The organism is Modestobacter sp. SYSU DS0657 (assembly GCF_054050925.1).
The window spans coordinates 91,291-114,622 of record NZ_JBJHAG010000011.1; the positions used below are offsets into that span (position 1 = coordinate 91,291).

Sequence of the window (23,332 nt, forward strand, 5' to 3'; positions counted from 1 at the left end):
TGGGGTGCTCCTTCGTTCGAGCCGTCAGGCCGGTTCGGTGGTGTTCGCGGTCGTGTGGGCTGGCGCAGATGCCCGGCCCACGACGAGGCTGCCGAGGACTGCGCCGAGGCCGATGACTGCCGCTGTCACGAAGGCGGCCTGCCCAGCGGACTCGGCCTGGGCCGGGGTGAGCACGCCGGCGTCCGCGGCGTCGGCGCCGATGGTGTAGGCGGAGACGAGCACGGCCCCGCCTGCGGCGCCGGCCAGCTGCTGGATGGTCGTGAAGGCGGCAGTGCCGTGCGGGTAGAGATCGGCGCGGAGGCCCGCCAGCGCCGTCGTCGTCATGGGTGCCCACATGAGGGCCTGCGACGCGGACATGATCAGGTAGGCGGCCAGGGCCGTCCCGACCGCCGTGTCCTGGTCCACGGTGCTGAGGAACCACAGGGACGCCACCCAGACGACCGCGCCGGGGATCGCCAGGGGGCGAGGGCCGACCCGGTCGTACACGCGTCCGCCCAGCGCGGAGACGATCGAGATGGCCGCCCCGCCCGGCACGAGGAACAGGCCCAGCGCAAGCGTGCTCAAGCCGAGGACGCTGGTCAGCACCAGCGGCAGCACGATCAGGCTGCCGAAGCCGATCATCGCGAGCACGAGCATCACCAGCAGCGACAGCGTGAACGACCGGGACCGGAAGATGCGCATGTCGATCAGGGCGTGGCCGGACCGCTGCAGGGCGACCTGGCGCGCGACGAAGGCCGCGACGCCGCCCACGCCCACCGCGATCGGGACGTAGGGGGCGACGGGCGCGTGCCCGGACACCGACTCACCGATCGACGCCAGCCCGTAGACCAGCGCGCCGAAACCGACCGCGGACAGCACCAGGGACAGCACGTCGAGGCTGACCGGCTCGGGCGTGGTGATGTTCCTGAGCTTGAGCGCCCCGAGCACCAGGGCGAGGACGGCGATCGGCAGCATGAGGATGAACAGCCAGCGCCAGCTGAAAGCGGACAGCACGACTCCGGACAGCGCGGGGCCGACCGCCGGCGCGACGGCGGGCACGGCCGTGACGATCGCCATCACCGCGCCGCGGCGGGCGACGGGGACCAGCCGCATGGCGGTGGTCATCAGCAACGGCAGGAAGACCGCGGTCCCGACGGCCTGGATGATCCGGCCGGCGAACAGGACGCCGAAGCCCGGGGCGAGGGCGGCGACCGCCGTGCCGACGGTGAACAGCGACATCGCGCCCAGGAAGATCGTGCGCAGGTGGAAGCGACGCATCACAAAGCCGGTGGCCGGGATGAGCACGGCCAGCGTGAGCAGGTAGCCGGTGGTGAGCCACTGACCGGTGGTCGGGGTGATGCCGAGGTCGGCGATCAGGGTGGGCAGGGCGACCCCGAGCATCATCTCGTTGAGCAGGACGGTGAACGTCGAGGCCATGAGCAGGCCGATGACGAGGGCGCTCCCGGGGGCGAGCCGGTCGCTGGAGGAGAGCTGCGGTGCGGGCGGCGCGAGGCCGGGTGCCGGAGGGTCCTGGATGGCCATGTCGGTGCTCTCTGTCTTCAGGGGTGTGAGCGGGGATCAGCTCGACGCCTGCGCCGCTCCGGCGAGGCGCAGGTCGAGTCCGTACTGGGCGGGCGCGCCGAGGTGGTCGCGCAGGGTGGCGCCCTCGTAGTCGCGGTGGAACAGGCCCCGCTGCTGCAGCAGCGGCACGACCTGGTCGACGAAGGCGTCGATGCCGTCGGCGTAGACGTCGATGGCCAGCGAGAACCCGTCGCAGGCGCCGGCCTCGAACCACTCCTGCATGTGGTCGGCGACGTCGGCGGCCGTACCGGGCACGACCGGGTGGTAGTCGATGACCCCGTGGGCCAGTACGTCGCGCAGCGACCAGCCTTCCCGCGCGATCTTCAGCGCGTGCGGCGCGCGGGGGTCTCCCGGGCTGGGTCGGGCCTCGGCGAGCTGGCGGGCGGTGAGCGGCTCGTCGAGCTGGCTGGCATCCACGCGCAATCCGAGCATCGCCCCGAGGTAGACCACCCGCTGCTCGACGTCGACGACCTCGTCCAGCTGCTGGCGCCGGTCCAGTGCGGCCCGCCGGGACGGCGCGATGCTGGGCATGAACCCGGCGAACAGCTTCACTTCGTCGGGGTCGCGTCCGACGCTCTCGGCGGCCGCCCGCAGCGCCGTCCGATGCGCCCTGCCCTCCTCGATGCTGAACGGGTTGGCGTACACGCCGCTGGCGTAGCGCGCGGCCACCTCCAGCCCGTTCCCGCCCCCACCGGCCTGGAAGACGACCGGCTGCCCCTGCTCCGACGGCGGAATGGGCAGCGGGCCGCGCGACGCGACGTAGCGGCCCTGCAGGTTCACCGGCTGGATCTGGCTCGTGTCGGCGAACTGCTTGCCGGCGACGTCACGCACCCAGGCGTCCTGCCCCCAGCTCCCCCACAGCGCCTGCACGATCTGGATGACCTCGTGGGCGCGCTCGTACTTCTCGGCACGAGGAGGCAGCGTGATGCCGAAGTTCGCTGCCGCAGCCGGGAGCGAGGTCGGAACCGCGTTCCACCCCGCGCGGCCGTGGCTGGCCACGTCCAGGGCCTTGAACTGGCGCGCGATCGTGTACGGCTCGTTCAACGTCGTCGAGGCGGTGGCCACCAGGCCGATGCGCTCGGTGGCGCGGGCCATCGTGGTCAGCACCACCAGCGGGTCGATGGCATGGTTCGGGACCGCGCGCTCGATGTCGTTCTCCAGCGCCGGGGTGTCGGCCAGGAAGACCAGCTGGATCTTCCCTCGCTCGGCTGCCTGGGCGTGCCGGGCGAAGACGTCCATGTCGGTGTAGCTCGACAGGTCCACCCCCGGCATCCGCCAGGACCCGGGCTGGGAGCCGTAGCCGTTGGCGATCTGGATGGCCAGGAGCAACTGAGGGCTGGGCACGACTGTTCCTTCGATGAGAGGTGAGCCGGCACCGTCACCGGCTGTCCGGCGTGCGGTGCTCGCCATGCAGCAGAAGAGGAGATACTCTCCGCTTGGCTCACGCCAACATACGGAGACTGTCTCCGCTTTGTCAACGAAGGGTGGTCGGTCGTGTCCGAGACAACAGGAACGCGCGAGCGCCGACCCCGGCCGGACGCGCTGCGGAACCGGACCCACATCCTCGACGTCGCCGAGAGGCACTTCGCCGAGCACGGCGTCACCAGCTCCCTGGATGCCATCGCCAAGCGGGCCGGTGTCGGTCCGGGCACTCTGTACCGGCACTTCCCCAACCGGGACGCACTGCTCGATGCCCTGCTGACCGCACGGGCGGAGGAGCTGGTGGCCCGACGCGACGCCATCCGGCACGACGAGCGGGATGCCACGGAGGCTCTGGCCCAGTGGCTGGACGCGCTGGGCGTCTGGGCCACCGCATTCGACGGACTGCCCGAGCCCCTCCGAGCGGCCCTGGACGAGAAGACCTCGCCGTTGGCCCTCACCTGCCAGGGTTTCGTCACGACCACCGACGAGTTCCTCGCAGCAGCGCAGGAGGCCGGCGGCGCCCGCCCCGGAGTGCGCGGCCGGGATCTGTTCCTCGGGGTGCTCGCCACCAGCTGGGTGGGCGGAGCCGCCATGGCTGACGACTCGTCGACCGCAGCACTCAACGCTCTGATGAGGGCCGGATGGGAGCTCCCGCGGACCAGCACCCCCGACCACTGAGTCGCGGTCCCGCCGATCTGGGAGCCGGTGGGACAGCTCCTGCTTCCCGGTGTCCACCGCCCCTGGGACACGACGAGACCCCCCGGTCAGCGGACGTGGGGGTTCTGTCGTGGCTGCGGTCGGCCCAGATCCCCAGCGACCGGATGCTCCTCCTGCCCTGTTCGCCTGCCCCCGCGATGGGGGCTGCGCCCACGAGACGGCTGCTCACGACGCTGGAGCCTGGCGGAGGACGCTCCGGCGTGCCGTCGTCAGCGGCCAGCCTGGGCGACGTCCTCGGGGCGGCGGTGCGGGCCACGGGGCCGGGTCCGTGGCTTGAGCTCGCTGACGAGCACGCCGGCCACGACTAACGCGGCGCCCACGATGGCCAGGCCGGGCAGTCGGTCGCCGGCGAGGCGGCCGATGATGCCGCCCCACACCGGCTCGCCGGCGTAGATGACCGTCGCCCGGGTCGGTGACACCGACTGCTGCGCCCAGTTCATGGTGATCTGGATGAGACAACTGGCGGCCCCGAGGCCGATCGCGGCGACGAGCCAGAGCCAGGAGAAGGACGGCAGGGCCTCACCCACCACCGGCACCATCGCCAGGGACAGCCCGCCGCCGACGAGCAACTGCACCACCGTGACCCGGCCGAGGTCGACGGTGCCGGCGACGAGGCCGATGAGGACGATCTCCGCAGCGATGGCGATGGTGCTGATCAACGTCAGCACCTCGCCGGTGCTCAACGTCAGCCCTGCCGACCCGGGGTCGGCCAACAGGATGAGTCCGGTGAGGGCCAGCGCCACCCCGGCCCAGGCCGCCGGCTTGGGGGCGCGGCGGAACGCCGCCCACTGCAGCAGCGGCACCAGCGGGACGTAGAGCGCGGTGAGGAAGGCCGAGGTGCTGCTGGGGATCGTCTGCAGCCCGACGGTCTGCAGCGCGTAGCCGCCGAAGATCGTCACGCCGATCGCCGCCCCCGCACCCAACTCACGGCGGGTCAGCCCGCTCATCGTGCGTCGGAAGACGACCAGGCTGATGGCCCCGGCGGCGAGGAAGCGCAGGGCGACGAAGAGCAGTGGCCCGCCGTGCTGGACCGCCAGGTGGACGACGAGGAAGGTCGTGCCCCAGACCGCGGTGACGGCGACCAGCGCCAGCTCCTGCCGGCTGAACCGGACACCCCAGCGGGGCCGACAGCTCAGGTCCAGCGTCTCGCTCACCCGTCGGCCGGCCGGGCGCGCCAGAGGTCGTCGTGGGCGTCGTGCCGGGCGTTGCTCAGCACGGTGCGCCTGCGTCGGCGCGGGCGAGCAGCCTGCGGTGGAAGCTGGCGTCCAGGCTGTGGGCGAGCAGGCCCTCGATGAGCGCGTCGGCTGCTGCATGGGCGTCGTCGTCGGTCAGCGGGTCGAGCACGTCGAGGATGAACACGGCGTTGGTGGTGGCGGTGGTGATGCCGGTGCGGGTGCACTGGCGCCAGTTCCAGCGGCGGCAGGTGACGCCGGTGTCGTCGCGCCAGACGACCTCGCCGACCTCGGGGTGCTCGATGACGGTCTCGCCGCCGGCGACCGTGTCGAAGGTCTCGGTGCCGTCGGCGCGGACGAGTCGCGGCGGGCCGGCGTAGGCGGCACGGTCCTCCCCACCGAAGGGCAGCATCGAGGCAATGGAGACGGCGTTGTAGACGTCGGTGATCCGGTCGATGCGCGGCAGCCCCGGATCGAGCCGGCGCATCAGCGCCTCGACGCTGGGCCGGGTGCGCTGCGGCTTGGCACCGAAGGCCCGGTAGGCCTCCCGCCACGCGGCGAGGTGCGGCACCTCCTCGGGCCTGCGCCCGTCCAGCCGCTCGCGCGCGGTGGTCTCGGCAGCGGCGAGGACCTGCTCGCTGACCTCATCGCTGGGGCCACCCTGCAGGCCGTCGGCGGTCAGCAGCAGCACCCGGTAGTCCGGCCGCAGCGCGAACACGGCGTCGTCGACGGTGGCCGCGGCGAGCCACTGCTGGGGGTCGGTCACGAACGGCTCCCGGTGACGTGGGGCTGGAACACGGTGAGCGCGAAGCGCGCGGGGCCGGCGGCGTCGGCGGGGGTGGCGTAGGCGTGGGCCACGTCGCCGACGAAGGCCGCGGAGTCGCCCGCGGCCAGGCGCTCGGTGCGGTCGCCGACGCGCAGGTCGACAGCGCCCTCCAGGACCAGCAGCAGCTCACGGGTGCCTGCGCTGTGCGCCTCACTGGTGTTCGCATCGCCGGGCTGCAGCGTCCAGTCCCACAGCTCCACGACGTCGGGCGGCTGCGTACCGGCGACCAGCGACGCCTGACCGCCGCGGTCGCCGTGCCACAGCACCGGGGCCTGCCCGGCTGCGGTCACGGTGAGGGCGTGCGAGCGCTCGACGTCGACCAGCACCGGCAGCCCGACACCGAGGGCGTCGCTGATCCGCAGCAGGGTGGCGATGCTCGGGTTGCCCTCGCCGTGCTCGATGGTGATGACCATCCGGCGGCTGACCCCGGAGCGGTCGGCCAGCTCGTCCAGCGTCCAGCCGCGCGCTGTCCGGTACTGCTTGACCCGCTGCCCGATCACCTCGTTGACCGCGACCGCCGTATTCGCCATGCCCCGCTCCCTGCGCCAGCTCATTCGCGTCTGTCTTGCGTGCCAGTGCAGCATACTGCATTCTTCGGTGCGCCATGGTAGATGGTCACGCGCCGCGCCTGCCGCCGGACGTCTCCGCCGGCAGCCCTTCTCCGCGGACGGAGAGCCGCTGTTCGACATCAGCTCCAGCGGCGTCGACTCTGTTGATGGACACCACCGGCTGCAGTCCAAGCGAACTGACGTCGCCGACGGCTCCCGACTGACGCGCTCATCGCGAACCGAGGCGCAGGTGCAGGTTCCACCGGGCGGCTTCCATGACCCCGGCCCGCTCCGACCACAGGACGTGCCTGGCCTGTCCGAGGATCGTCCAGCCGTAGTGCTCGATCGGGAACAGCTGCCCCACGCCCAACTGCCACAGCATCCGAGCAACCAGCTCCGTGGCGTGCTCCCCGTAGACGTCCAAGTGGGAGAGCAATCCGGGACAGACGAGCAACGGGAGCCGCCCGTGGCCGTTCCACTCCACGTGCGTGTAGTCGACCGCCTGCGCCGCCCACGCCGTGAAGTTCCGCGTGTCGAAGCTCCGCTGCCCGGCCAGTTTGAACTCCACACCGAAGCGGGCCTGTGGGTCCTTCCAGCCGGTCACGTCGCGGGGCCGGATGACGGCGTCGACACGGAAGCGGCGGCCCGAGCAGTGGACCCCCGGGACCTCGCGCTCCACCACGAACCAGCGTGACAACCGGTCACCCGCCCAGTCGGCCAACGCGTGCTCGTCGGCGAAGTCGGGCAGCGGACTCGGCGGGTCCTGCGCAGGCACCCACCCGGCACGGAAGTACGGCAGCTCACCCATGCCGGCAGCGTGGCACCCGGCCCCGACATCCGCTGAGATCCCGCGTCGAGGGCCGTGTTCAGCCCTCGACGGGCGGGGACAGGACGACCACCGGGCTCCCAGCCGGCACGTCGACCCGCGGGAAGGCCCGCCGGTAGGCCGTCAGCGCCTCGTCGTACCCCGCGTCCTGCGCCGCGAGCCGGCGGGCGGACCGGCGCTGCTCCACGCTCGCGACGCAGACCTGCACGTCCGTCGGCTCCGGCCCGAAGTTCCGCCACCACGTCTTGCCCGCGGGGTCCCCGGCCACCACGACGAGGTCGTCGCCCGCGGCCGCGGCCATCACCGGGATCTCGTACCGGCGGCCCGTGCGGCGGCCGGTGTAGGTCAGCAGCACCAGCCGCTGACCGAGCCGACAGGCCGGGCTGTGCCCGACCGCGGATGACCGGGTTGAACAGGCGGTTCCTGACCCACATCGAAGTTCCTCCTGACCCCGGCTCGCCGCTGCCGCGGCCTCCTCCGACCATGGCAGCCGCACGGACTGCGGACCCGGGTCGGAGGTCACCGATCCCCAGGTCAGTCGGGCCGACGGAAGAGGGCCAGCAGCTCGTCCACCTCGTGCGTCGCGATGGCCTCGTGCGTCGCGATGGCCGGGTGTCGAAACGGCCGGTGCGGCACCACCGAGTAGTCCGTGCGCCGGCCCACCCGGCTGCATTGCACGTACTCGGCGGCCTCGAGGTCCGGCAGGATCGACAGCGTCGACGGGGTCGAGACGCCCACCACCTCGGCGATCTCGGCGACCCGCGCGTCCGGTCGCCTACGGCTACGCCTTCGTCTTCTTCACCAGCACGGTGGTGTACGCGCTGGTCGCCCGGCTGCGCACCTGGTCGCAAGTCCAGGACGCCTTCGGTGGCTGGCTGACCGTGCACGGCCTGGTCATGGTCGTCGGTGGCCTGGCCCTGGGGACGGCGGTGACCAGGTCCGCCGCCTCCCCCCGCTGGACCGGGGGCGCCCTCGCCGGGGGCGTCGTGCTGGTTGCCGTTGCTTCTCCTCTTCCCCCCGCCGCCGTCCTGCCGGCCGTAGCGGTCATCGGGATTGGCGTGTCCTCGCTCCTAGAGACGAGCCGGGGCTGCCGGGCTCCTCCCGGTCCCCGTCCGGCGCGACCCCCTAGCCTGCGGGTCATGCGATCAGTGCAGATCACCCGCTTCGGCGGCCCGGAGGTCCTCGACGTCGTCGACCTGCCCGACCCGGTCCCCGGGGACGGCGAGCAGCTCTACGACATCTCCTCGTCCGGCGTGAACTTCGCGGACACACACCAGACGGAGAACAGCTACCTCGCGCCGCAGGAGCTGCCGCTGGTCCCGGGCGCGGAGTTCGTCGGCACCCCGGTCGGCGGCGGCCAGCGGGTGGTCGGGCTGCTGCCCGGCGGCGGGTACGCGCAGCAGGTCGCAGCGAACACCCGGCTCACCTGGCCGGTGCCCGACGAGGTCACCGACGAGCAGGCCCTCGCCGTCGTGCTGCAGGGCGCCACCGCCTGGCACCTGCTGCGCACCTCCACCCACCTCTCCCCCGGCGAGTCCGTGGTGGTGATCGCCGGCGCCGGCGGGGTCGGCACCCTGGCTGTCCAGCTCGCCAAGCACTGGGGCGCCGGCCGGGTCATCGCCACCGCCTCCAGCCCGGAGAAGCGCGCGCTCGCCGAGTCACTCGGCGCCGACGCCACCGTCGACCCAGCGCTCGCCGACGACCCGAAGACCTTCACCGCCGCGCTGCGCGAGGCCAACGGCGGCCGCCCGGTCGACGTCGTCCTGGAGATGACCGGCGGCACCGTCTTCGACGGCGCGCTCTCCGCGCTCGCCCCGTTCGGCCGGCTCGCCGCCTACGGCACCGCGGGCCGGGTGCCGCCCAAGCCGATCAACCCGCAGGCGCTGATGGGCACCAGCCGCACCGTCGCCGGGTTCTGGCTGGCGCACTGCTTCCGCCGTCCGGAGATGCTCGACGCCGCGATCACCGACCTGCTGACGCTGGTCGCCGCCGGCACGCTGCGCTCGGTCAGCGGCGGCCGGTACCCGCTGACCGCCGTCCGCGAGGCGCACCAGGACCTGCTCGCCCGCCGCAGCACCGGCAAGCTCGTCCTCGACCCCAGCCGCTGAACTCCCCGCCAGGAACGGAGGGGGCCGAATCGGTTCTGCAACGACCCGGTGCTGCGGTAGCTTCGGGACGCTGGTCGTCGATCCGCTGGGTCGACGACCACTTCTCTGGGTCGAAGACGCCGACCTGGCCGCCGAGACCGACGATCCGAAGGCCCTCGCCCGACGGTCGTCCCCGTTCGGAAGCTGAGACCGATGTCCTCACCCGCCCCGCGCGCCGTCGTGCTCGTCCGTCCGCACCGGTTCCGGCCCAACGAGCTGACCCGGGTCGACAACGCCTTCCAGACCGAACCCGCGCTGGGCGCCGCGGCGGTGGCCGCCCGGGCACGCGACGAGGTGACCGCGCTGGCCGACGCCCTGACCGGGGTCGGCGTCACGGTGCACCTCTTCGACGACCACGACCCCGACCGCCCGGACAGCGTCTTCCCGAACAACTGGCTGACGACCCACCCCGACGGCCGGGTGGCGCTCTTCCCCATGTTCGCCCCCAACCGCCGACGAGAGCGCCGGGCGGACGTCGTGGAGCTGCTGGCCGAGCGGTACCACGTCGAGCAGGTGGTGGACTTCTCCGAGCTGGAGCGCGACGGGATGTTTCTCGAGGGAACCGGCGCCATGGTCCTCGACCACCAGGAACGGGTCGCCTACACCGCCCGCTCCCTGCGGGCGCACCCCCGCGCGCTGGACCGGTTCTGCGCCTCGTTCGGCTACGAGCCGGTGCTGTTCGACGCCGCGGACGCCGCCGGCCGGGCCGTCTACCACACCAACGTGATGATGGCGATCGGCACGTCGGTGGCGCTCGTCGGACTCGACATGATCACCGCGCCCGCCGACCGGGCCCGCGTTGCCGACCGGCTCCGCGCGAGCGGCCGGGAGGTCATCGCGCTCTCCGAGCGCCAGGTGCACGAGTTCGCCGGCAACGCCATCGAGCTGGCCGGCCGGGAGGGGCCGGTGCTGGCGCTGTCGGCGCGGGCCGCCGCCAGCCTCACCCGCGCGCAGCGCCGGCGGATCGAGGCGACGACCCAGCTGCTGCCCACGGCCGTGCCGACCGTCGAGCTGGCCGGCGGGTCCGTGCGCTGCATGATCGCCGGCATCCACCTCCGGGCCCGCAGCGGCGCCGCCGGACTCCCAGCGCCGGCCACCCGCTCCGGCACCCCGCACCTCCCGGGGCGCCACGGCGAGCAGGTCGACCACGGCCGGCGCGAGCCCAACGTCGTGGCCGTGCTGCCCGCGGGCAGCGGCACTCCGGCGCTCCAGCCCACCCGCTGACGCGGCGCCCCTGGGGGCGGGGCCTCAGAGCAGGCGGTTGGTCCAGAGCAGCGAGCCGACGACGCCGAGGAAGGCGAACAGCAGCCCGGCACGGACGAACCACGGGCTGACGTCCTGCAGTTCGGTGGTGTAGCCGATCTGGCTGCCCAGGTCCTCGTAGACCGCCTCCAGCTCGGCCGCGCTCGCCGCCTGGCTGAAGCTGCCGCCGGTCTCCTCGGCGATCTGCTCCAGCGTCGCGCGGTCGACCGGCACCGGCACCACCTCGCCGTTGAGGTCGAGCGTGCCGTAGTCGGTGCCGAAGGCGATCGTGGACACCGGCACCTCGGCGGCGTTGGCCGCGTCGATCGCCTGGGTCTCGTCGCGGCCCATGGTGCTGTAGCCGTCGGACAGCAGCACGATCCGCGCCGGCGGCACCGACTCGCCCTCGGACTCCAGCGACGCCTGGTAGTTGCTGATCGTGGTCAGCGAGGTGAACACCGCCTCCCCGATGGCGGTCGCCTCGGCCAGCTCCAGGTTGTCGATCGCCGTCCGCACCGCACCGCGGTCGGTGGTCGGGGTGACCAGCGTGCTGGCCGTGCCGGCGAAGGCGACCAACCCGAGGTTGATCCGGGTCGGCAGCACGTCGACGAACTGCTTGGCCGCCACCTGCATCGCCTGGAACCGGTCGGGTTCGACGTCGGTGGCGCGCATCGACAGCGACACGTCGACCGCCATCACCACCGTCGCCCGCTCCCGCGGCACCCGCACCTCCGTGCTGGGCTGGGCGAGGGAGAACACCAGCACGCCGAGACCCAGCGCGACCAGGCCGAAGGCGACGTGCCGGCGCCACCCCGGCCGCTTGGGCACCAGCGAACCGAGCAGCGCGACGTTGGTGAACCGGGCGGCGTACCGCGCCCGGCGCAGCTGCAGCACCACGTACAGGCCGACGACGGCGAGCACGGCCAGCAGGGCGAGCAGCCACAGCGGCGACTGCAGGGTCATCGGGAAGCTCCTCCAGAGCCGGCGCGCCGGCGGTCTGCCACGAAACGGACGACGTCGGCCAGCCAGTCGCGGTCGGTACGCAACCGCAGGTGCGCCGCCCCCGTCCGGCGCAGCCCGGCGGCGATCTCCGCGCGCTGGGCGGCCGCGCCCTCGGCGAAGCGCCGGCGGAACGCCGCGTCACCGGTGGGCACCTCCAGGGTGCGCCCGCTCTCCGGGTCGACGACGGTGAGCAACCCCACGTCGGTCAGCTCCAGCTCCCGCGGGTCGACCACCTCGACGGCGAGCAGCTCGTGCCGCGCGGACAGCCCGCGCAGCGGCCGCTCCCACTCGGCGTCGCCCAGGAAGTCGGAGATCACCACCACCAGCCCGTGGCGGCGCTGCGGCCGGCGCAGCAGCTCCAGCGCGGCGGCCAGGTCACCGCGGCGGCCACCGGACGCGCGCGGGGTGGCGACCACCGAGCGCAGCAGCCGGTCGGCGGCCAGCCGCCCCGGGGCCGCCGGGTACCGGTCGACCCGCTCCCCCGTCGTCACGATCGCGCCCAGCCGGTTGCCGCCGCGCACCGTCAGGTGGCTGACCGCGGACAGCGCGGCGATCGCCAGGTCGCGCTTCTCGCACTGCCCGGTGCCGAAGTCCAGGCTCGCCGACAGGTCGACCACCGCCCAGGTCTCCAGCTCCCGGTCGGCGATCGTCTCCCGGACGTGCGGCACCTGGGTGCGCGCGGTGACCGGCCAGTCCATCCGCCGGACGTCGTCACCGGGGTGGTAGCTGCGGGAGTCGCCGGCCTCGCTGCCCGAGCCGGGCACCAGGCCGAGGTGGTCACCCTGCAGCAGGCCGTCGAGCCGCCGGCGCACGGTCAGCTCCAGCCGGCGCAGCAGCACCTCCGAGGGGCCGCTGCCGAAGTGCGGCGGGGCGCCGCGGTCCGGCTGGGGCGCCGGGACGCCGGTCACCCGCGCTGCGGCCCGGCGCCGTCGGGCCGCTCACCCCGCGCCGCGGTGGAGCCGCTGCCCTGCTGGCCGTGGCCGTTGGGCGCGGGCGGCTGTCCCCACCCCTGCGGACCGGCCTGCTGCGGCTGCCCCTGGCCGGGCTGACCCCAGCCCTGCGGGCCGGGCTGCTGCTGGCCCTGGGGATGCGGCTGGCCCCAGCCGGGCGGCGGGCCCTGCGGCGGCTGACCGGCCGGGCCGAAACCGGGCACCATCGGGCCGCCGGGCACGCCGGGGCCGAAGCCGCCGGCCCGCTGCCGGGGGGTGACCTGCGGCAGCGGCACGCTCTCCACGATCCGCCGCACCACGTGGTCGGCCGGCACGCCGTCGGCCAGCGCGTCGTAGGAGAGCACCAGCCGGTGGCGGAGCACGTCGCCGGTGACGTCGAGGACGTCCTGGGGCAGCACGTAGTCGCGGCCGCGGATCAGCGCCAGCGCGCGGCTCGCCCCGATCAGGCCCAGCGACGCACGGGGGCTGGCGCCGTAGGACACCCAGCCGGCGACGTCGGGCATGCCGTGCTCGACCGGGGCGCGGGTGGCCACCACCAGCCGGACGACGTAGTCGACGAGTGCGTGGTGGACGAACACCTCCGAGGCGGTCTTCTGCAGCCGCCGGACGTCGTCGGGGTCGAGCACCCGCTCGGCGACCGGCGGGACCGAGCCCATCCGGTAGATGATCTCCCGCTCCTCCTCCGGGCTCGGGTAGTCGACGAGCACCTTGAGCAGGAAGCGGTCGCGCTGGGCCTCGGGCAGCGGGTAGACGCCCTCGTTCTCGATCGGGTTCTGCGTAGCGAGCACCAGGAACGGGTCGGGCAGCTTGTGCGTGACCCCGCCGATGGACACCTGCCGCTCGGCCATGACCTCCAGCAGCGCCGACTGCACCTTGGCCGGCGCCCGGTTGATCTCGTCGGCGAGCACGAAGTTGGCGAACACCGGGCCGAGCTCGGTGTCGAAGGAATCCTGCCCGGACTTGTAGATCCGGGTGCCGACGATGTCGGCCGGCACCAGGTCGGGGGTGAACTGCAGCCGCGAGAAGTGCCCGCCGACGACGGTGGCCAGCGTCTCCACGGCCAGCGTCTTCGCCACCCCGGGCACGCCCTCGAGCAGGACGTGCCCCCGGGCCAGGAGGCCGACCAGCATCCGCTCGACCAGGCGGTCCTGGCCGACGATGACGCGCTTGATCTCGAAGAGCGCGCGCTCGAGCCGGGCGGCGTCGACGGAGGGCGGGGTGGGCTGCTGCTGGGCGGGCGCGCTGCTGGCGGCGGTCACCCGGCCATTGTCCTACAAGCAGCTGTGCGAGGCCCCGACCCGCACCGGTCGCGACCCGGGTGACGTGGTGCCCGGCGGGGTGGTCCGGTCGTTCCATCCACCGGAGTGGAGAGCCCCCTCTGCGTTCCCCGCCCTGCTAGCCTGGGCCTCGCGTCGGGCAGCTCCCCCCGTGGCTGCCCGACGCCCTTCTCCCACCGGGTCCGGCAACCCGCTCAGCCGGTCGGCCGCACCGCGCCGAAGTACGTCGAGCTCGACGTGCGCGCCGAGGAGATCCGCACCGTCTGGCCCCGGTCCGGCGCCTCGATCATCTGGCCACCGCCGATGTACAGCGCCACGTGCACGATCGCCCCCGACGTCGGGTTGGCCCGGCCGTCGTCCCAGAACAGCAGGTCGCCCGGCTGCAGGTCGCCGACGGCGACCCGGTGGGCGCTCAGCCGGTTGTACTGCTCCCGGCTGGTGCCACCGATCCGGATGCCCGCCTGGGCGTAGGCGTACTCGGTGAGCCCCGAGCAGTCGAAGCCCCACACGCCGGCGTCCGGCGGGATCCCGTAGCTGGGGCCCTTGCTGCCGCCACCGCCCCACGAGTAGGCGACGCCGAGCTGGCTGCGGGCCGCCGCGATCGCGGTCTGCACCGCCGAGCCGGACGGCGCACCCGCCGTCGTCCCGTCGACCGGCGCGGTGCCGCCCCCACCGGAGGACGAGCCCCCACCGGACGACGACCCGCCCCCGGAGGACGAGCCTCCGGACGGGCTGCCACCCGAGGCGGAACCACCGGACGAGCTCCCGGCCGGGGACGAGCCCGCGGACGAGGTGCTCCGCGGCGGAGCGGCCGGGGCACGGGCCGCGGCGGCGCGCTGCTGCTCGGCGTACGCCTGGGCCGCGGCGCGGGCGTCCTGCAGCCCGGTGAGGGTCTGCTGTGCCGCGCTGAGCTGCTGCTCGACGGCGTCCTGCTGCTCGACCAGCGCGGCGGCCTGCGCGCGGGCGGCGACCTCCTGCTGCTGCGCCCCGGCGAGCAGGGTGGCCGCCTCCTGCTGCAGCCCGTCGGCCGCACCGACGGCCCGCTGGGCCACGGCGTCGGCCGCGGCGGACTGCTCCTGCAGCACGGTCAGCTCGGCGACGACGTCGGTGCGGTGCTCGCCGACCGCGTCGAGCAGGGCGGCTCGCTCCAGCAGCTGCGCCGGCCCACCGGACGACAGCAGCGCCATCGTCCCGGAGGAGGTGCTGCCCTGGATGTAGCTCGCCCGGGCGAAGGCGGCGACCTCCGCCTCGCCCTGCGCCAGCTCGGCGACGGCCTGCGCGGCAGCGGCCGCGGCGGCGTCGGCCTCGGCGCGCGCCTGCTCGTAGGCGACCTGCGCCTCCTCGTAGTCCTGCAGCGCGATCTGCGCGGCCGCGGAGGCGGCGGCCGCGTCGGCCTCCGCCTGGGCGAGCTGCGCGGTGATCGCGCCGACCTGGGCGGCGGCGTCCTGCCGCGCACGCTCGGCGGCGCTGATCCGGGCGTCGCCCGGGTCGGCCGGCGCGGCCGAGGCCGCCGCCGGGGCGACCAGCAGGCACACGACCACCGCGGCGGCGACCCCGAGGACGCGCGGCACCCGACGTCCCCGCGTGCTGCGCTTCGTTCCGATCCGCTGGCGCACTGCCCCGACTCCTCGCGTTGCCCGGCACCAGGGATCGGCGCCGGTCTCGACCGGTCCAGGCACACCCGTCCGGGTGTGCTCTCGACCGGGTCATCGACCGGATCGGGTGAACGCCTTGAGCTCGCCGGGGTCACCTCCCCCCTCGGGGTGAGGCGCCGGCACCAGGTGACGTGCTGGCACGGCTCTGCGGCGGAGGGCAGCAGGGTCCTGCTACTGGCGGTCCTGGGGATCCCGGTACGCCTGGCGCAGCTTGAACTTCTGCACCTTGCCGGTCGCGGTGCGCGGGATGGCCGGGCGGAACTCCACCCGCTTGGGTGTCTTGTAGCCGGCCAGCCGGCTGCGGCAGTGGCCGATGATCTCGGCCTCGGTGACCTGCGCCCCCTCGGCGGGCACCACCAGCGCGGTGACCATCTCGCCCCACCGGTCGTCGGGCACCCCGATCACCGCGACCTCGGCGACGGCCGGGTGGCTGAAGACCGCGTCCTCGACCTCGATGGAGGAGACGTTCTCCCCGCCGGTGATGATCACGTCCTTCTTCCGGTCGGAGATGGTCAGCACGCCGTCGTCGCCGACCGTGCCGCCGTCGCCGGTGTGGAACCAGCCGCCGTCGAGCGCGTCGGCCGTGGCCTGCGGGTTCGCCCAGTAGCCGGCCAGCACGGTGTTGCCCTGCGCGAGCACCTCGCCGCTGTCGCTGGTGCGGATCCGGGTGCCCAGCGCCGGCGCGCCCGCGCGGGACAGCGCCCGCGCCCGCTCCTCGGCGTCCAGCCCGTCGTGCTCGGCGCGCGGCCGGTTGACGGTGAGCAGCGGCGAGGTCTCGGTGAGGCCGTAGATCTGGTTGAACTCCCAGCCCAGCTCCTCCTCCACCCGGGCGATCGTCCGGGACGGCGGCGGTGCGCCCGCGACGACGATGCGCACCCGGTCCCGCCCCGGGACGGGGCCGTTCCACTCGGCGGCCGCGTCGAGCACCGCGTTCCACACCGCCGGTGCTCCGGCCATGAGGGTGACGCCGTGCTGCTCGACCCGGCGGAGGATCTCCGCGCCGTCGACCTTGCGCAGCACCACCTGCGTGCCGCCGAGCCCGGCCACCGTGTAGAGCAGCCCCCAGCCGTTGCAGTGGAACATCGGCAGCGTGTGCAGGTAGACGTCGCGGTCGCTGACCTGCATGTGCATGCCGAAGGTGACCGCGTTGAGCCAGACGTTGCGGTGGGTCAGCTGCACGCCCTTGGGCCGCGCCGTCGTGCCGCTGGTGTAGTTGATCGTGGCGGTGGCGTCCTCGTCGGGCTCGGCCCAGGGGCGCGGTTCGGTGTCCGGTCGCAGCAGCCCGGTGTCGTAGTCCTCCCCGAGCACGAAGCGGTGCCGCGCGCGGATGCCGTCCAGGGCGGGGGCGAGCTCGGGATCGACCAGCAGCACCTCGGCGCCGCAGTGGTCGACGATGTAGCGCACCTCCTCGGCCTGCAGCCGGAAGTTGACCGGCACCAGCACCCGCCCCGAGGAGGGGACGGCGTGCAGCAGCTCCAGCAGCCGGGCGGAGTTGTGGCTGACCACCGCCACCCGCTCGCCCTCCTTCACCCCGAGCGCGTCGAGGCCGGCCTGGACGGCGCGGGCCCGGCGGGCCAGCTCGCGGTGGGTGGCCCGGCCCAGCGAGGCGGCCGGCTGGGCCGGTTCGTCGACGACGCCGATCCGGTCGCCGTAGGCGAGCTCCGCCCGGTCGAGGAAGTCACGGGTGGTCAAGGGCACGCGCATGGCGGCTCCCGGTGGCCGGGGCCGGCTGCGCTGCCGGCCGCTGACGTGGTCCCCGTCACGCTAACCGGCCGGGGGGCGACCGACGAGGGGACGCCCGCCGCGTGGCGGACGCCCCCTCGTGCGGCCCAGCGGCCCCGGCTCAGCTCGCCGGCGCGGCCGGCCCCGTGGGGGGAACCGCCGTGGCCCCGGCCGGCCGGTGGAGGCTCTCCTCGAGCCCGTCGAGCGGGAAGTGGCAGGCCACCTGGTGCCTGGGCCGCAGCTCGCGCAGCTGCGGCGCCTCGTCCGCGCAGCGCTGCTGGGCCTTCGGGCAGCGGGTGCGGAACCTGCACCCGCTGGGCGGGTCGATCGGCGACGGCGGCTCCCCGGGCAGCGCCGTCGGCCGGTGTGCCAGACCGGTGGCGGCGTCGACCCGCGGGATGGAGTCCAGCAGCGCTGCCGTGTACGGGTGCAGCGGCTGCCGGTACATCCCCTCGGCCGGACCGACCTCGGCGAGCTGCCCCAGGTACATCACCGCGACCCGGTCGCTGACCTGCTTCACCAGCGCCAGGTCGTGGCTGATGAACAGGTAGGCGAGGTCCAGTTCGCGGCGCAGCTTCTCGAACAGGTTGAGCACCTGCGCCTGGATCAGCACGTCGAGGGAGGAGACCGCCTCGTCGCAGATGATCAGCGCCGGGTTCAGCGCGATGGCCCGCGCGATCGCGACCCGCTGGCACTGGCCACCGGACAGCTCGTGCGGCCGCCGCTTGCCGTAGGACGAGGGGTCGAGGCCGACCAGGTCCAGCAGCTCGGCCACCCGGGCGCGCCGCCAGTCGGCGTTCCCCGCTCCGTAGCCGATCATCGGCTCCTCGACCAGCTCGGTGACCCGCCAGCGCGGGTTCAGCGAGCCGAACGGGTCCTGGTAGACCATCTGCATCTGCCGGCGGGCGTCCTTGAGGTCGCCCCGCTTGAGCGTCATCAGGTCCTGGCCCTGGAACTCCACGCTGCCGGACTTGGGCCGCGGCGCCTGGATCACCGACCGGGCCAGCGTCGACTTGCCCGACCCGGTCTCCCCCACCACGCCGAGGGTCTCCCCGGCGCAGATGTCGAAGGACACGTTCGACACCGCGTGGACGACGCCGCCCTTGACCCCGCCGGCCGCGCGCACCGGGAACTCCTGCACCAGGTCGCGGGCCCGCAGCAGAGGGGCCTTGGCCTCCACCTGCTCGCCCGCCACCCGCTCGTCTACGGCGGTCATCGCTGCTCTCCGTTCTCGGTCCCACAGGGGTGCCAGCAGGCCCAGGAGTGCTGGGGCTCGTGCTCGATGAGGGCGGGCTGCTCCACGCACCGGTCGGTGGCGTTCGAGCAGCGCGGCCGGAAGGGACAGCCCTTGGGCAGGGCCGAGAGGTCCGGCGGCTGCCCCGGGGTGACCGGCAGCAGCGAGTGCGGCTCCCGGTCCAGCGCCGGGATCGCCCCGAGCAGCGCCCGCGTGTAGGGCATCCGCACGTTGGCGAACAGCGTGCGGGTCGGCGCCTGCTCCACCGCCCGGCCGGCGTACATGACCACGACGTCCTGGGCGTAGCTGGCCGCCAGGCCGAGGTCGTGGCTGATCATGATCACCGCCATGCCGAGGCGCTCCTGCAGCTCGACCAGCAGGTCCATGATCTGCGCCTGGGTGGTGACGTCCAGCGCGGTGGTGGCCTCGTCGGCGATGAGCAGCCGCGGTTCACCGGCCAGCGCGATGGCGATCATCACCCGCTGCCGCATGCCACCCGACAGTTGGTGCGGGTACTCGTGGAAGCGCCGCTCCGGCGCCGGCAGCCGCACCAGCCGGAGCAGCTCCACCACCCGCTCGTGCACGCCCTTCTTGTCCAGGTCGCAGTGCGCCCGGACCGCCTCGGCGATCTGCGCGCCGATCTTCATCGTCGGGTTCAGCGACCGCGCCGGGTCCTGGAAGACCATGGCGATGTCGCCGCCGCGCAGCTTGCGGAACTCTCCCTCGGAGAGGCCGAGCAGCTCACGCCCGTCGAACCGGATGGAGCCGGTGATCTGCGCCGTGGGCGGCAGCAGCCCCATCAGGGCCCGGGAGCTGACGCTCTTCCCGGAGCCGGACTCGCCGATGATCGCCATCATCCGGCCGGGCACCAGCTCGTAGGACAGGCCGTTGACCGCCCGCACGCACCGGCCCCCGCGGGTGAACTGCACCCGCAGGTCCGACACCTGCAGCAGCGGCTCCCCCGGCACCGGGTCCGGCCGACCCAGGACGCCGGTGGCCCCCGCCTGCTGGTCCGAGGCGATCACCCCCGAGGTCACCTGGGTGTCCGCGACCCGCAGGGCCGCCGTCCGCTCGCCGCTCATCGACCGCTCCATCGCGCCCGGAGGTTCTCCCCGAGCAGGTTGAAGGACAGGACGGTGACCAACAGCGCCAGGCTGGGCCAGACCACGAGCATCGGCGTCGCGGAGAGGCTGAGCTGGCCGTCGGCCACCATGTTGCCCCAGCTGGGAGCCGGGGCCGGGATGCCCAGACCGAGGAAGCTCAAGGCGCCCTCGATGATGATCACGATGCCCATGCCGAGCATCGCGAAGGTGATCAGCTGCGGGGCGATGTTGGGGGCCAGGTGCTTGAACAGCACCCGCCACCCCGGCGTCCCCGCCAGCTGGGCCGCCGCCATGAACGGCTGCTCGCGCAGGCGCAGCACCGCCGACCGGGCGATGCGGGCCACCGCCGGGATGCTGAAGAACGTCAGCGCGAAGATCGTGTTGGTCATGCTCGGGCCGAGCGCCTGGGCGACCGCCAGGGTGAGCACCAGCGACGGGAACGCGATCAGCACGTCGAGCACGCGCATGACCAGCGTGTCCAGGAGGCCGCCGACGTAGCCCGACAGCGCGCCGAGCGTGCCGCCGATGACCAGCCCCAGCACGTTCACCGTGGTCGCGATCACCAGCGACGCCCGCCCGCCGTGCAGCAGCCGGGACAGGATGTCGTTGCCGTTGGGGTCGGTGCCCAGCAGGTGGCCCGGGGATCCGGCCGGGAGGTAGCTCTCCAGCACGCTGCCGCCCACCGGACGGGGCAGCCCCAGCAGCAGTGGCCCGAGGAAGCAGGCCACCACGATGAAGCCGATCATCCCGGCGGGGATCCAGGTGCCCAGGTTGGCGGGGCGGCGCCGCCGGCGGCCGGACTCGACCTCCTCGAGGTCGACGTCCGGGCCGACGGCGGACGCGGCCGCTGGTTCAACGACTGTCATGGCGGATCCTCGGGTCCAGGACGGCGTACAGCAGGTCGACGACGAGGTTCGCGATCACCGCGACCAGCGCGAAGATCACCACCGCGGCCTGCACGACGACGACGTCACGGGTGTTGATGGCCTGCAGCAGCATCTGGCCGATGCCCGGTAGCGCGAAGATCTGCTCGATGATCACCGTGCCGCCGATCAGCGCCCCGAGGTTGAGGCCGACCACGGTGATCAGCCCGAACGACGAGTTGCGGAAGGCGTGCTTGATGAGCACCTGCCACGGCCCGATCCCCTTGGCGCGGGCGGTGGTGACGTACTCCTCCTGCTGCATCTGGTCGACCAGGTCGCCCCGCAGGAAGCGCGCGTAGAAGCAGAACAGCGGGATGCCGATCGCCGCCGACGGCAGGATCAGCGCCCTCAGGTTGGGCCACACGCCCTCGGACAGCGGCACGAAGCCGATGGCCGGCAGCGTGCCGAGCTGGACGGCGAACACCAGCACCAGGATCAGCGCCAGCACGTAGTTGGCCACCGAGAGCCCCATGGTGCTGATGAACATGCTGACCCGGTCGATCAGGCCGTTCGGCTTGTACGCGGCGAGCAGCGCCACCGGGATCGCCAGCGCCAGGGAGACGACGAAGGCAAGCACCACGAGCTCGCCGGTGACCGGGAGCCGGTTGGCCAGGATGTCGCTGACCGGCTGCCGGCTGACCATCGAGTTGCCCAGGTCGCCGGTGAGCGCGCCGCCCAGCCAGTCCAGGTACCGGGAGACGCCGGACTCGTTGAGCCCCAGCTGCGCCTCGAGCTGGGCGATGTCCTCCGCGGTGGCCTCGGGGCCCAGCAGCTGCTGGGCCGCGTTGCCGGGGATCAGGCTGAGCACCCAGTACGTCAGGATCGTGACGCCCAGCATGATCGGGATCGCCATCAACAGCCGCTTGACGACCAGCCGCAGGATCGGCGAGCCGGTCACCCGGCTGAGCGGGGAGACCCGCGGGTCCCGGGAGGCCGGGACCCGCGGAGCGCTGGTGGCCGTGGTCACTGCTCCTGCCAGACCTCGTCCCAGATGACCCCGGAGTTCACCAGGATCGCCGGGATCTTCGTGGTCAGACCCGGACCGTGCACCCCCTGCACCGCGAGGTTGGCCGGCGCGAACGCCAGGCCGAACGGTGCGTAGAAGTTCTCCGCGATGAGCTCACCGGCCTGCCGGTAGAGGTCGGCCCGCTCGTCCTCGTCCACCGTGGCCGCGGCGTCCTCCAGCAGCTGGTCGAGCTCCGGGTCGTTCACCCCGCTGTAGGGGACTCCGGAGGAGAACCGGAAGCCGACACCGACGCCGGCAGCCGGGTCCCAGGCGCCGGCGGTCTGCAGCATCGCCTGCCACTGACCACCGGTGAACTCCGAGATGACCCCGGAGAGCTGGTAGTCGTTGATCTCGACGTCGATCCCGGCCTCCTGCCACTGCGTCTGCAGGGCGGTCACGATCTGGGTGGCGACGTAGTTGCTGATCGTGCCGAGCCGGACGGTCAGCCCGCCGAGCTCCTCCACCAGCTCCGTGGCCCGGTCCACGTCGTGCTCCGGGTAGCCCTCGACCTCCGGCTCGTAGAACTTGCCGCCGGGGCCGGTGAAGCTCTGGCTGACGTCGTAGTTGCCACCGAAGATGCCCTGGTTGATGGCCTCGAAGTCGGTCGCCCGGTAGATCGCCTCACGCGCCCTGACGTCGTCGAACGGCGCGATCGCGGTGTTCAGCTGGATCACGTACGGCGAGGTGGCCGGCTGGATGGTGACCTGCAGCTGGTCGCTGGCCTGCGCCTGCTCCAGCAGCGGCGTGGTGTTGAGGCCCTCGTAGGCCTGCGCCTGACCGGCCTGCAGCGCCTGGTAGGCCGGCTGGTCGCCGCCGATCGACTGGAAGGTCAGCCCGTCGAGGTAGGGCAGACCCTCCTTGAAGTAGTTCTCGTTCCTCGTCAGCTCGAGCCGCGAGCTCAGCTGGTTGGAGATGACGGTGAACGGGCCGGCGCCGACGGGGTTGATGGCGAAGTCGTCCTCACCCTGCGCCTCGACGGCGGTGGGGCTGGCGATCCAGTTGACGTTGGCGGCCGGGAAGGAGGCCAGCACCGCCGGGTACGGCTGGGCGAACGTCAGCCGGACGGTCAGCGGGTCGAGCACCTCGATCCCGTTCTCCGCCAGCTCCCAGGTCGGCTTGCAGGTGCACGGGTTGGCGAGGTCGCGCTCCCAGTTCCAGCGCACGGCCTCGGCGTCCAGCGGCGTGCCGTCGCTGAACTCGATGCCCTCGCGCAGCGTCATGGTGAACTGCGTGCCGTCCTCGGAGATCTCGTAGCTCTCCGCCTGGTTCGGGGTGACCTCGGCGTTGGAACCGTCGTCGTCAGCCGTGAGCAGGAACAGCCCACCGAAGATCGCCTGGTTCATCGCGATGTTCGAGCCGCCGGTGGTGTTGGTGGCGGGGTCCAGGCCGGCCGGCCAGGAGCCGGCGAAGGCCGCGTCCTCCAGCACGGTGATCTCACCGCCGCGCACCGGCTCGCCGGCGGCCGCTGCGCTCCCACCGTTGTTCCCGGTGGTGGAACCGCCGTCACCGCCACCGCAGGCCGTGACCAGCATCAGGGCCGCGGCGACCGGGGCCAGTCTCATCATTCGTCTCACGTGGGTGCTCCCGCTTCAGAAGGCGTCGTTGGCTGCGCGGATCCGGCCGTTCGCCGGTGAGCCTCGGTGCTGCTGCAGTGAGCGCGTCCAGTGACCGGGCTCACTGCCCTGGTGCCAATCTCCCGTGGCGGGGGCCACACCAGGCCCGCCGCTTCCGCCGTACGGGAGAGAAGTTGGCCCCCTCGAGCGGCCTCTCCGTTTCCGTCCGGAGTGGGTCCGGAAGGCGGCGCGGCGCGGGTCACGGGCGGGTCACGAATCCGGTCACGAAACCGGTCACGACCAGGTCACGGCGGGGCGCCGGAGCGGCTGGTGCCGGCCCTCCGGCAGGCCGGGACGACCTCGCCGGGGGGGGGGGGGGGGGGGGGGGGGGGGGGGGGGGGGGGGGGGGGGGGGGGGGGGGGGGGGGGGGGCGGGGGGGGGGGGGGG

The 23,332-nt window shown here is 73.4% G+C and carries 21 protein-coding genes; 3 read left to right on the forward strand and 18 right to left on the reverse strand.

From position 1 onward, the window contains the following. Positions 1–24 precede the first annotated feature (24 nt). Together ACI79A_RS09415 and ACI79A_RS09420 are read right to left on the reverse strand one after the other, a co-directional pair. The gene (locus ACI79A_RS09415) at positions 25–1,521 is read right to left on the reverse strand and encodes a DHA2 family efflux MFS transporter permease subunit (protein WP_457082335.1); all 1,497 of its coding nucleotides are present in this window, start codon (positions 1,519–1,521) and stop codon (positions 25–27) included. A 36-nt stretch (positions 1,522–1,557) separates the two neighbouring features. Further along, positions 1,558–2,904 carry an NtaA/DmoA family FMN-dependent monooxygenase gene (locus ACI79A_RS09420; RefSeq protein WP_457082337.1) on the reverse strand — a complete coding sequence of 449 codons (1,347 nt, stop codon included), beginning with the start codon at positions 2,902–2,904 and terminating at the stop codon, positions 1,558–1,560. Positions 2,905–3,054: 150 nt separating this feature from the next. Here ACI79A_RS09420 and ACI79A_RS09425 point away from each other — a divergent pair, with 150 nt between their 5' ends. Further along, a complete protein-coding gene (locus tag ACI79A_RS09425) occupies positions 3,055–3,660 on the forward strand; it encodes a TetR/AcrR family transcriptional regulator (RefSeq protein ID WP_457082339.1) in 606 nt (201 codons plus the stop codon). A 248-nt stretch (positions 3,661–3,908) separates the two neighbouring features. Here the strand turns inward: ACI79A_RS09425 and ACI79A_RS09430 are convergent, their stop codons facing one another. The 6 genes from ACI79A_RS09430 to ACI79A_RS09455 all read right to left on the reverse strand — a co-directional run bounded on the left by ACI79A_RS09430 (position 3,909) and on the right by ACI79A_RS09455 (position 7,809). After that, the gene (locus tag ACI79A_RS09430) at positions 3,909–4,853 is read right to left on the reverse strand and encodes a DMT family transporter (RefSeq protein ID WP_457082341.1); all 945 of its coding nucleotides are present in this window, start codon (positions 4,851–4,853) and stop codon (positions 3,909–3,911) included. A gap of 55 nt (positions 4,854–4,908) precedes the next feature. Next, complete coding sequence (locus ACI79A_RS09435; protein WP_457082343.1) at positions 4,909–5,637, reverse strand: B3/B4 domain-containing protein; 729 nt, start codon at positions 5,635–5,637, stop codon at positions 4,909–4,911. Beyond that, positions 5,634–6,227, reverse strand: a complete 594-nt coding sequence (locus ACI79A_RS09440; RefSeq protein ID WP_457082345.1) for a helix-turn-helix domain-containing protein — start codon at positions 6,225–6,227, stop codon at positions 5,634–5,636. Before ACI79A_RS09440 ends, ACI79A_RS09435 begins: the two co-directional genes overlap by 4 nt. Positions 6,228–6,474: 247 nt before the next feature. Next, positions 6,475–7,053: a hypothetical protein gene (locus tag ACI79A_RS09445; RefSeq protein ID WP_457082347.1), complete on the reverse strand. Its 579-nt coding sequence runs from the start codon at positions 7,051–7,053 to the stop codon at positions 6,475–6,477. Between the two features lie 58 nt (positions 7,054–7,111). Further along, positions 7,112–7,426: a nitroreductase/quinone reductase family protein gene (locus tag ACI79A_RS09450; RefSeq protein WP_457082349.1), complete on the reverse strand. Its 315-nt coding sequence runs from the start codon at positions 7,424–7,426 to the stop codon at positions 7,112–7,114. A gap of 179 nt (positions 7,427–7,605) precedes the next feature. Continuing rightward, positions 7,606–7,809, reverse strand: coding sequence for a hypothetical protein (locus tag ACI79A_RS09455; protein WP_457082351.1), 204 nt, complete (start codon positions 7,807–7,809; stop codon positions 7,606–7,608). 401 nt (positions 7,810–8,210) lie between these two features. On the opposite strand from ACI79A_RS09455, the gene ACI79A_RS09460 reads away from it, so the two are divergent. Beyond that, a complete protein-coding gene (locus tag ACI79A_RS09460; protein WP_457082353.1) occupies positions 8,211–9,179 on the forward strand; it encodes a quinone oxidoreductase family protein in 969 nt (322 codons plus the stop codon). A gap of 192 nt (positions 9,180–9,371) precedes the next feature. Further along, positions 9,372–10,442 carry a citrulline utilization hydrolase CtlX gene (gene ctlX, locus ACI79A_RS09465; RefSeq protein WP_457082355.1) on the forward strand — a complete coding sequence of 357 codons (1,071 nt, stop codon included), beginning with the start codon at positions 9,372–9,374 and terminating at the stop codon, positions 10,440–10,442. Positions 10,443–10,466: 24 nt separating this feature from the next. Here the strand turns inward: ctlX and ACI79A_RS09470 are convergent, their stop codons facing one another. The 10 genes from ACI79A_RS09470 to ACI79A_RS09515 all read right to left on the reverse strand — a co-directional run bounded on the left by ACI79A_RS09470 (position 10,467) and on the right by ACI79A_RS09515 (position 22,894). Continuing rightward, positions 10,467–11,423, reverse strand: a complete 957-nt coding sequence (locus ACI79A_RS09470) for a VWA domain-containing protein (protein ID WP_457082357.1) — start codon at positions 11,421–11,423, stop codon at positions 10,467–10,469. After that, positions 11,420–12,370 carry a DUF58 domain-containing protein gene (locus ACI79A_RS09475; protein ID WP_457082359.1) on the reverse strand — a complete coding sequence of 317 codons (951 nt, stop codon included), beginning with the start codon at positions 12,368–12,370 and terminating at the stop codon, positions 11,420–11,422. The genes ACI79A_RS09470 and ACI79A_RS09475 overlap by 4 nt, the downstream gene beginning before the upstream one ends. Continuing rightward, complete coding sequence (locus ACI79A_RS09480) at positions 12,367–13,671, reverse strand: AAA family ATPase (RefSeq protein ID WP_457082361.1); 1,305 nt, start codon at positions 13,669–13,671, stop codon at positions 12,367–12,369. Before ACI79A_RS09480 ends, ACI79A_RS09475 begins: the two co-directional genes overlap by 4 nt. Before the next feature lie 212 nt (positions 13,672–13,883). Beyond that, positions 13,884–15,260 (reverse strand): C40 family peptidase, encoded by a 1,377-nt coding sequence (locus tag ACI79A_RS09485; RefSeq protein ID WP_457082363.1) that lies wholly within the window; start codon positions 15,258–15,260, stop codon positions 13,884–13,886. 255 nt (positions 15,261–15,515) lie between these two features. Next, positions 15,516–17,048: an AMP-binding protein gene (locus tag ACI79A_RS09490; RefSeq protein WP_457082365.1), complete on the reverse strand. Its 1,533-nt coding sequence runs from the start codon at positions 17,046–17,048 to the stop codon at positions 15,516–15,518. A 139-nt stretch (positions 17,049–17,187) separates the two neighbouring features. Beyond that, a complete protein-coding gene (locus tag ACI79A_RS09495; protein WP_457082367.1) occupies positions 17,188–18,282 on the reverse strand; it encodes an ABC transporter ATP-binding protein in 1,095 nt (364 codons plus the stop codon). After that, entirely contained in the window at positions 18,279–19,382 is a 1,104-nt protein-coding gene (locus ACI79A_RS09500) for an ABC transporter ATP-binding protein (RefSeq protein WP_457082369.1), read from the reverse strand. The genes ACI79A_RS09495 and ACI79A_RS09500 overlap by 4 nt, the downstream gene beginning before the upstream one ends. Beyond that, positions 19,379–20,269 carry an ABC transporter permease gene (locus ACI79A_RS09505; RefSeq protein WP_457082371.1) on the reverse strand — a complete coding sequence of 297 codons (891 nt, stop codon included), beginning with the start codon at positions 20,267–20,269 and terminating at the stop codon, positions 19,379–19,381. Before ACI79A_RS09505 ends, ACI79A_RS09500 begins: the two co-directional genes overlap by 4 nt. Further along, positions 20,256–21,293 carry an ABC transporter permease gene (locus tag ACI79A_RS09510; protein ID WP_457082373.1) on the reverse strand — a complete coding sequence of 346 codons (1,038 nt, stop codon included), beginning with the start codon at positions 21,291–21,293 and terminating at the stop codon, positions 20,256–20,258. Before ACI79A_RS09510 ends, ACI79A_RS09505 begins: the two co-directional genes overlap by 14 nt. Then, positions 21,290–22,894: an ABC transporter substrate-binding protein gene (locus tag ACI79A_RS09515; RefSeq protein ID WP_457082375.1), complete on the reverse strand. Its 1,605-nt coding sequence runs from the start codon at positions 22,892–22,894 to the stop codon at positions 21,290–21,292. The genes ACI79A_RS09510 and ACI79A_RS09515 overlap by 4 nt, the downstream gene beginning before the upstream one ends. Positions 22,895–23,332: the final 438 nt, after the last annotated feature.

Coding starts and splice junctions, on each gene's coding strand:
- ACI79A_RS09490 (WP_457082365.1), bottom strand. CDS start 17,048: ATGCGCGTGCCCTTGACCACCCGTGACTTCCTCGACCGGGCGGAGCTC.
- ACI79A_RS09460 (WP_457082353.1), top strand. CDS start 8,211: ATGCGATCAGTGCAGATCACCCGCTTCGGCGGCCCGGAGGTCCTCGAC.
- ACI79A_RS09500 (WP_457082369.1), bottom strand. CDS start 19,382: ATGAGCGGCGAGCGGACGGCGGCCCTGCGGGTCGCGGACACCCAGGTG.
- ctlX (WP_457082355.1), top strand. CDS start 9,372: ATGTCCTCACCCGCCCCGCGCGCCGTCGTGCTCGTCCGTCCGCACCGG.
- ACI79A_RS09470 (WP_457082357.1), bottom strand. CDS start 11,423: ATGACCCTGCAGTCGCCGCTGTGGCTGCTCGCCCTGCTGGCCGTGCTC.
- ACI79A_RS09495 (WP_457082367.1), bottom strand. CDS start 18,282: ATGACCGCCGTAGACGAGCGGGTGGCGGGCGAGCAGGTGGAGGCCAAG.
- ACI79A_RS09515 (WP_457082375.1), bottom strand. CDS start 22,894: ATGAGACTGGCCCCGGTCGCCGCGGCCCTGATGCTGGTCACGGCCTGC.
- ACI79A_RS09415 (WP_457082335.1), bottom strand. CDS start 1,521: ATGGCCATCCAGGACCCTCCGGCACCCGGCCTCGCGCCGCCCGCACCG.
- ACI79A_RS09505 (WP_457082371.1), bottom strand. CDS start 20,269: ATGACAGTCGTTGAACCAGCGGCCGCGTCCGCCGTCGGCCCGGACGTC.
- ACI79A_RS09440 (WP_457082345.1), bottom strand. CDS start 6,227: ATGGCGAATACGGCGGTCGCGGTCAACGAGGTGATCGGGCAGCGGGTC.
- ACI79A_RS09445 (WP_457082347.1), bottom strand. CDS start 7,053: ATGGGTGAGCTGCCGTACTTCCGTGCCGGGTGGGTGCCTGCGCAGGAC.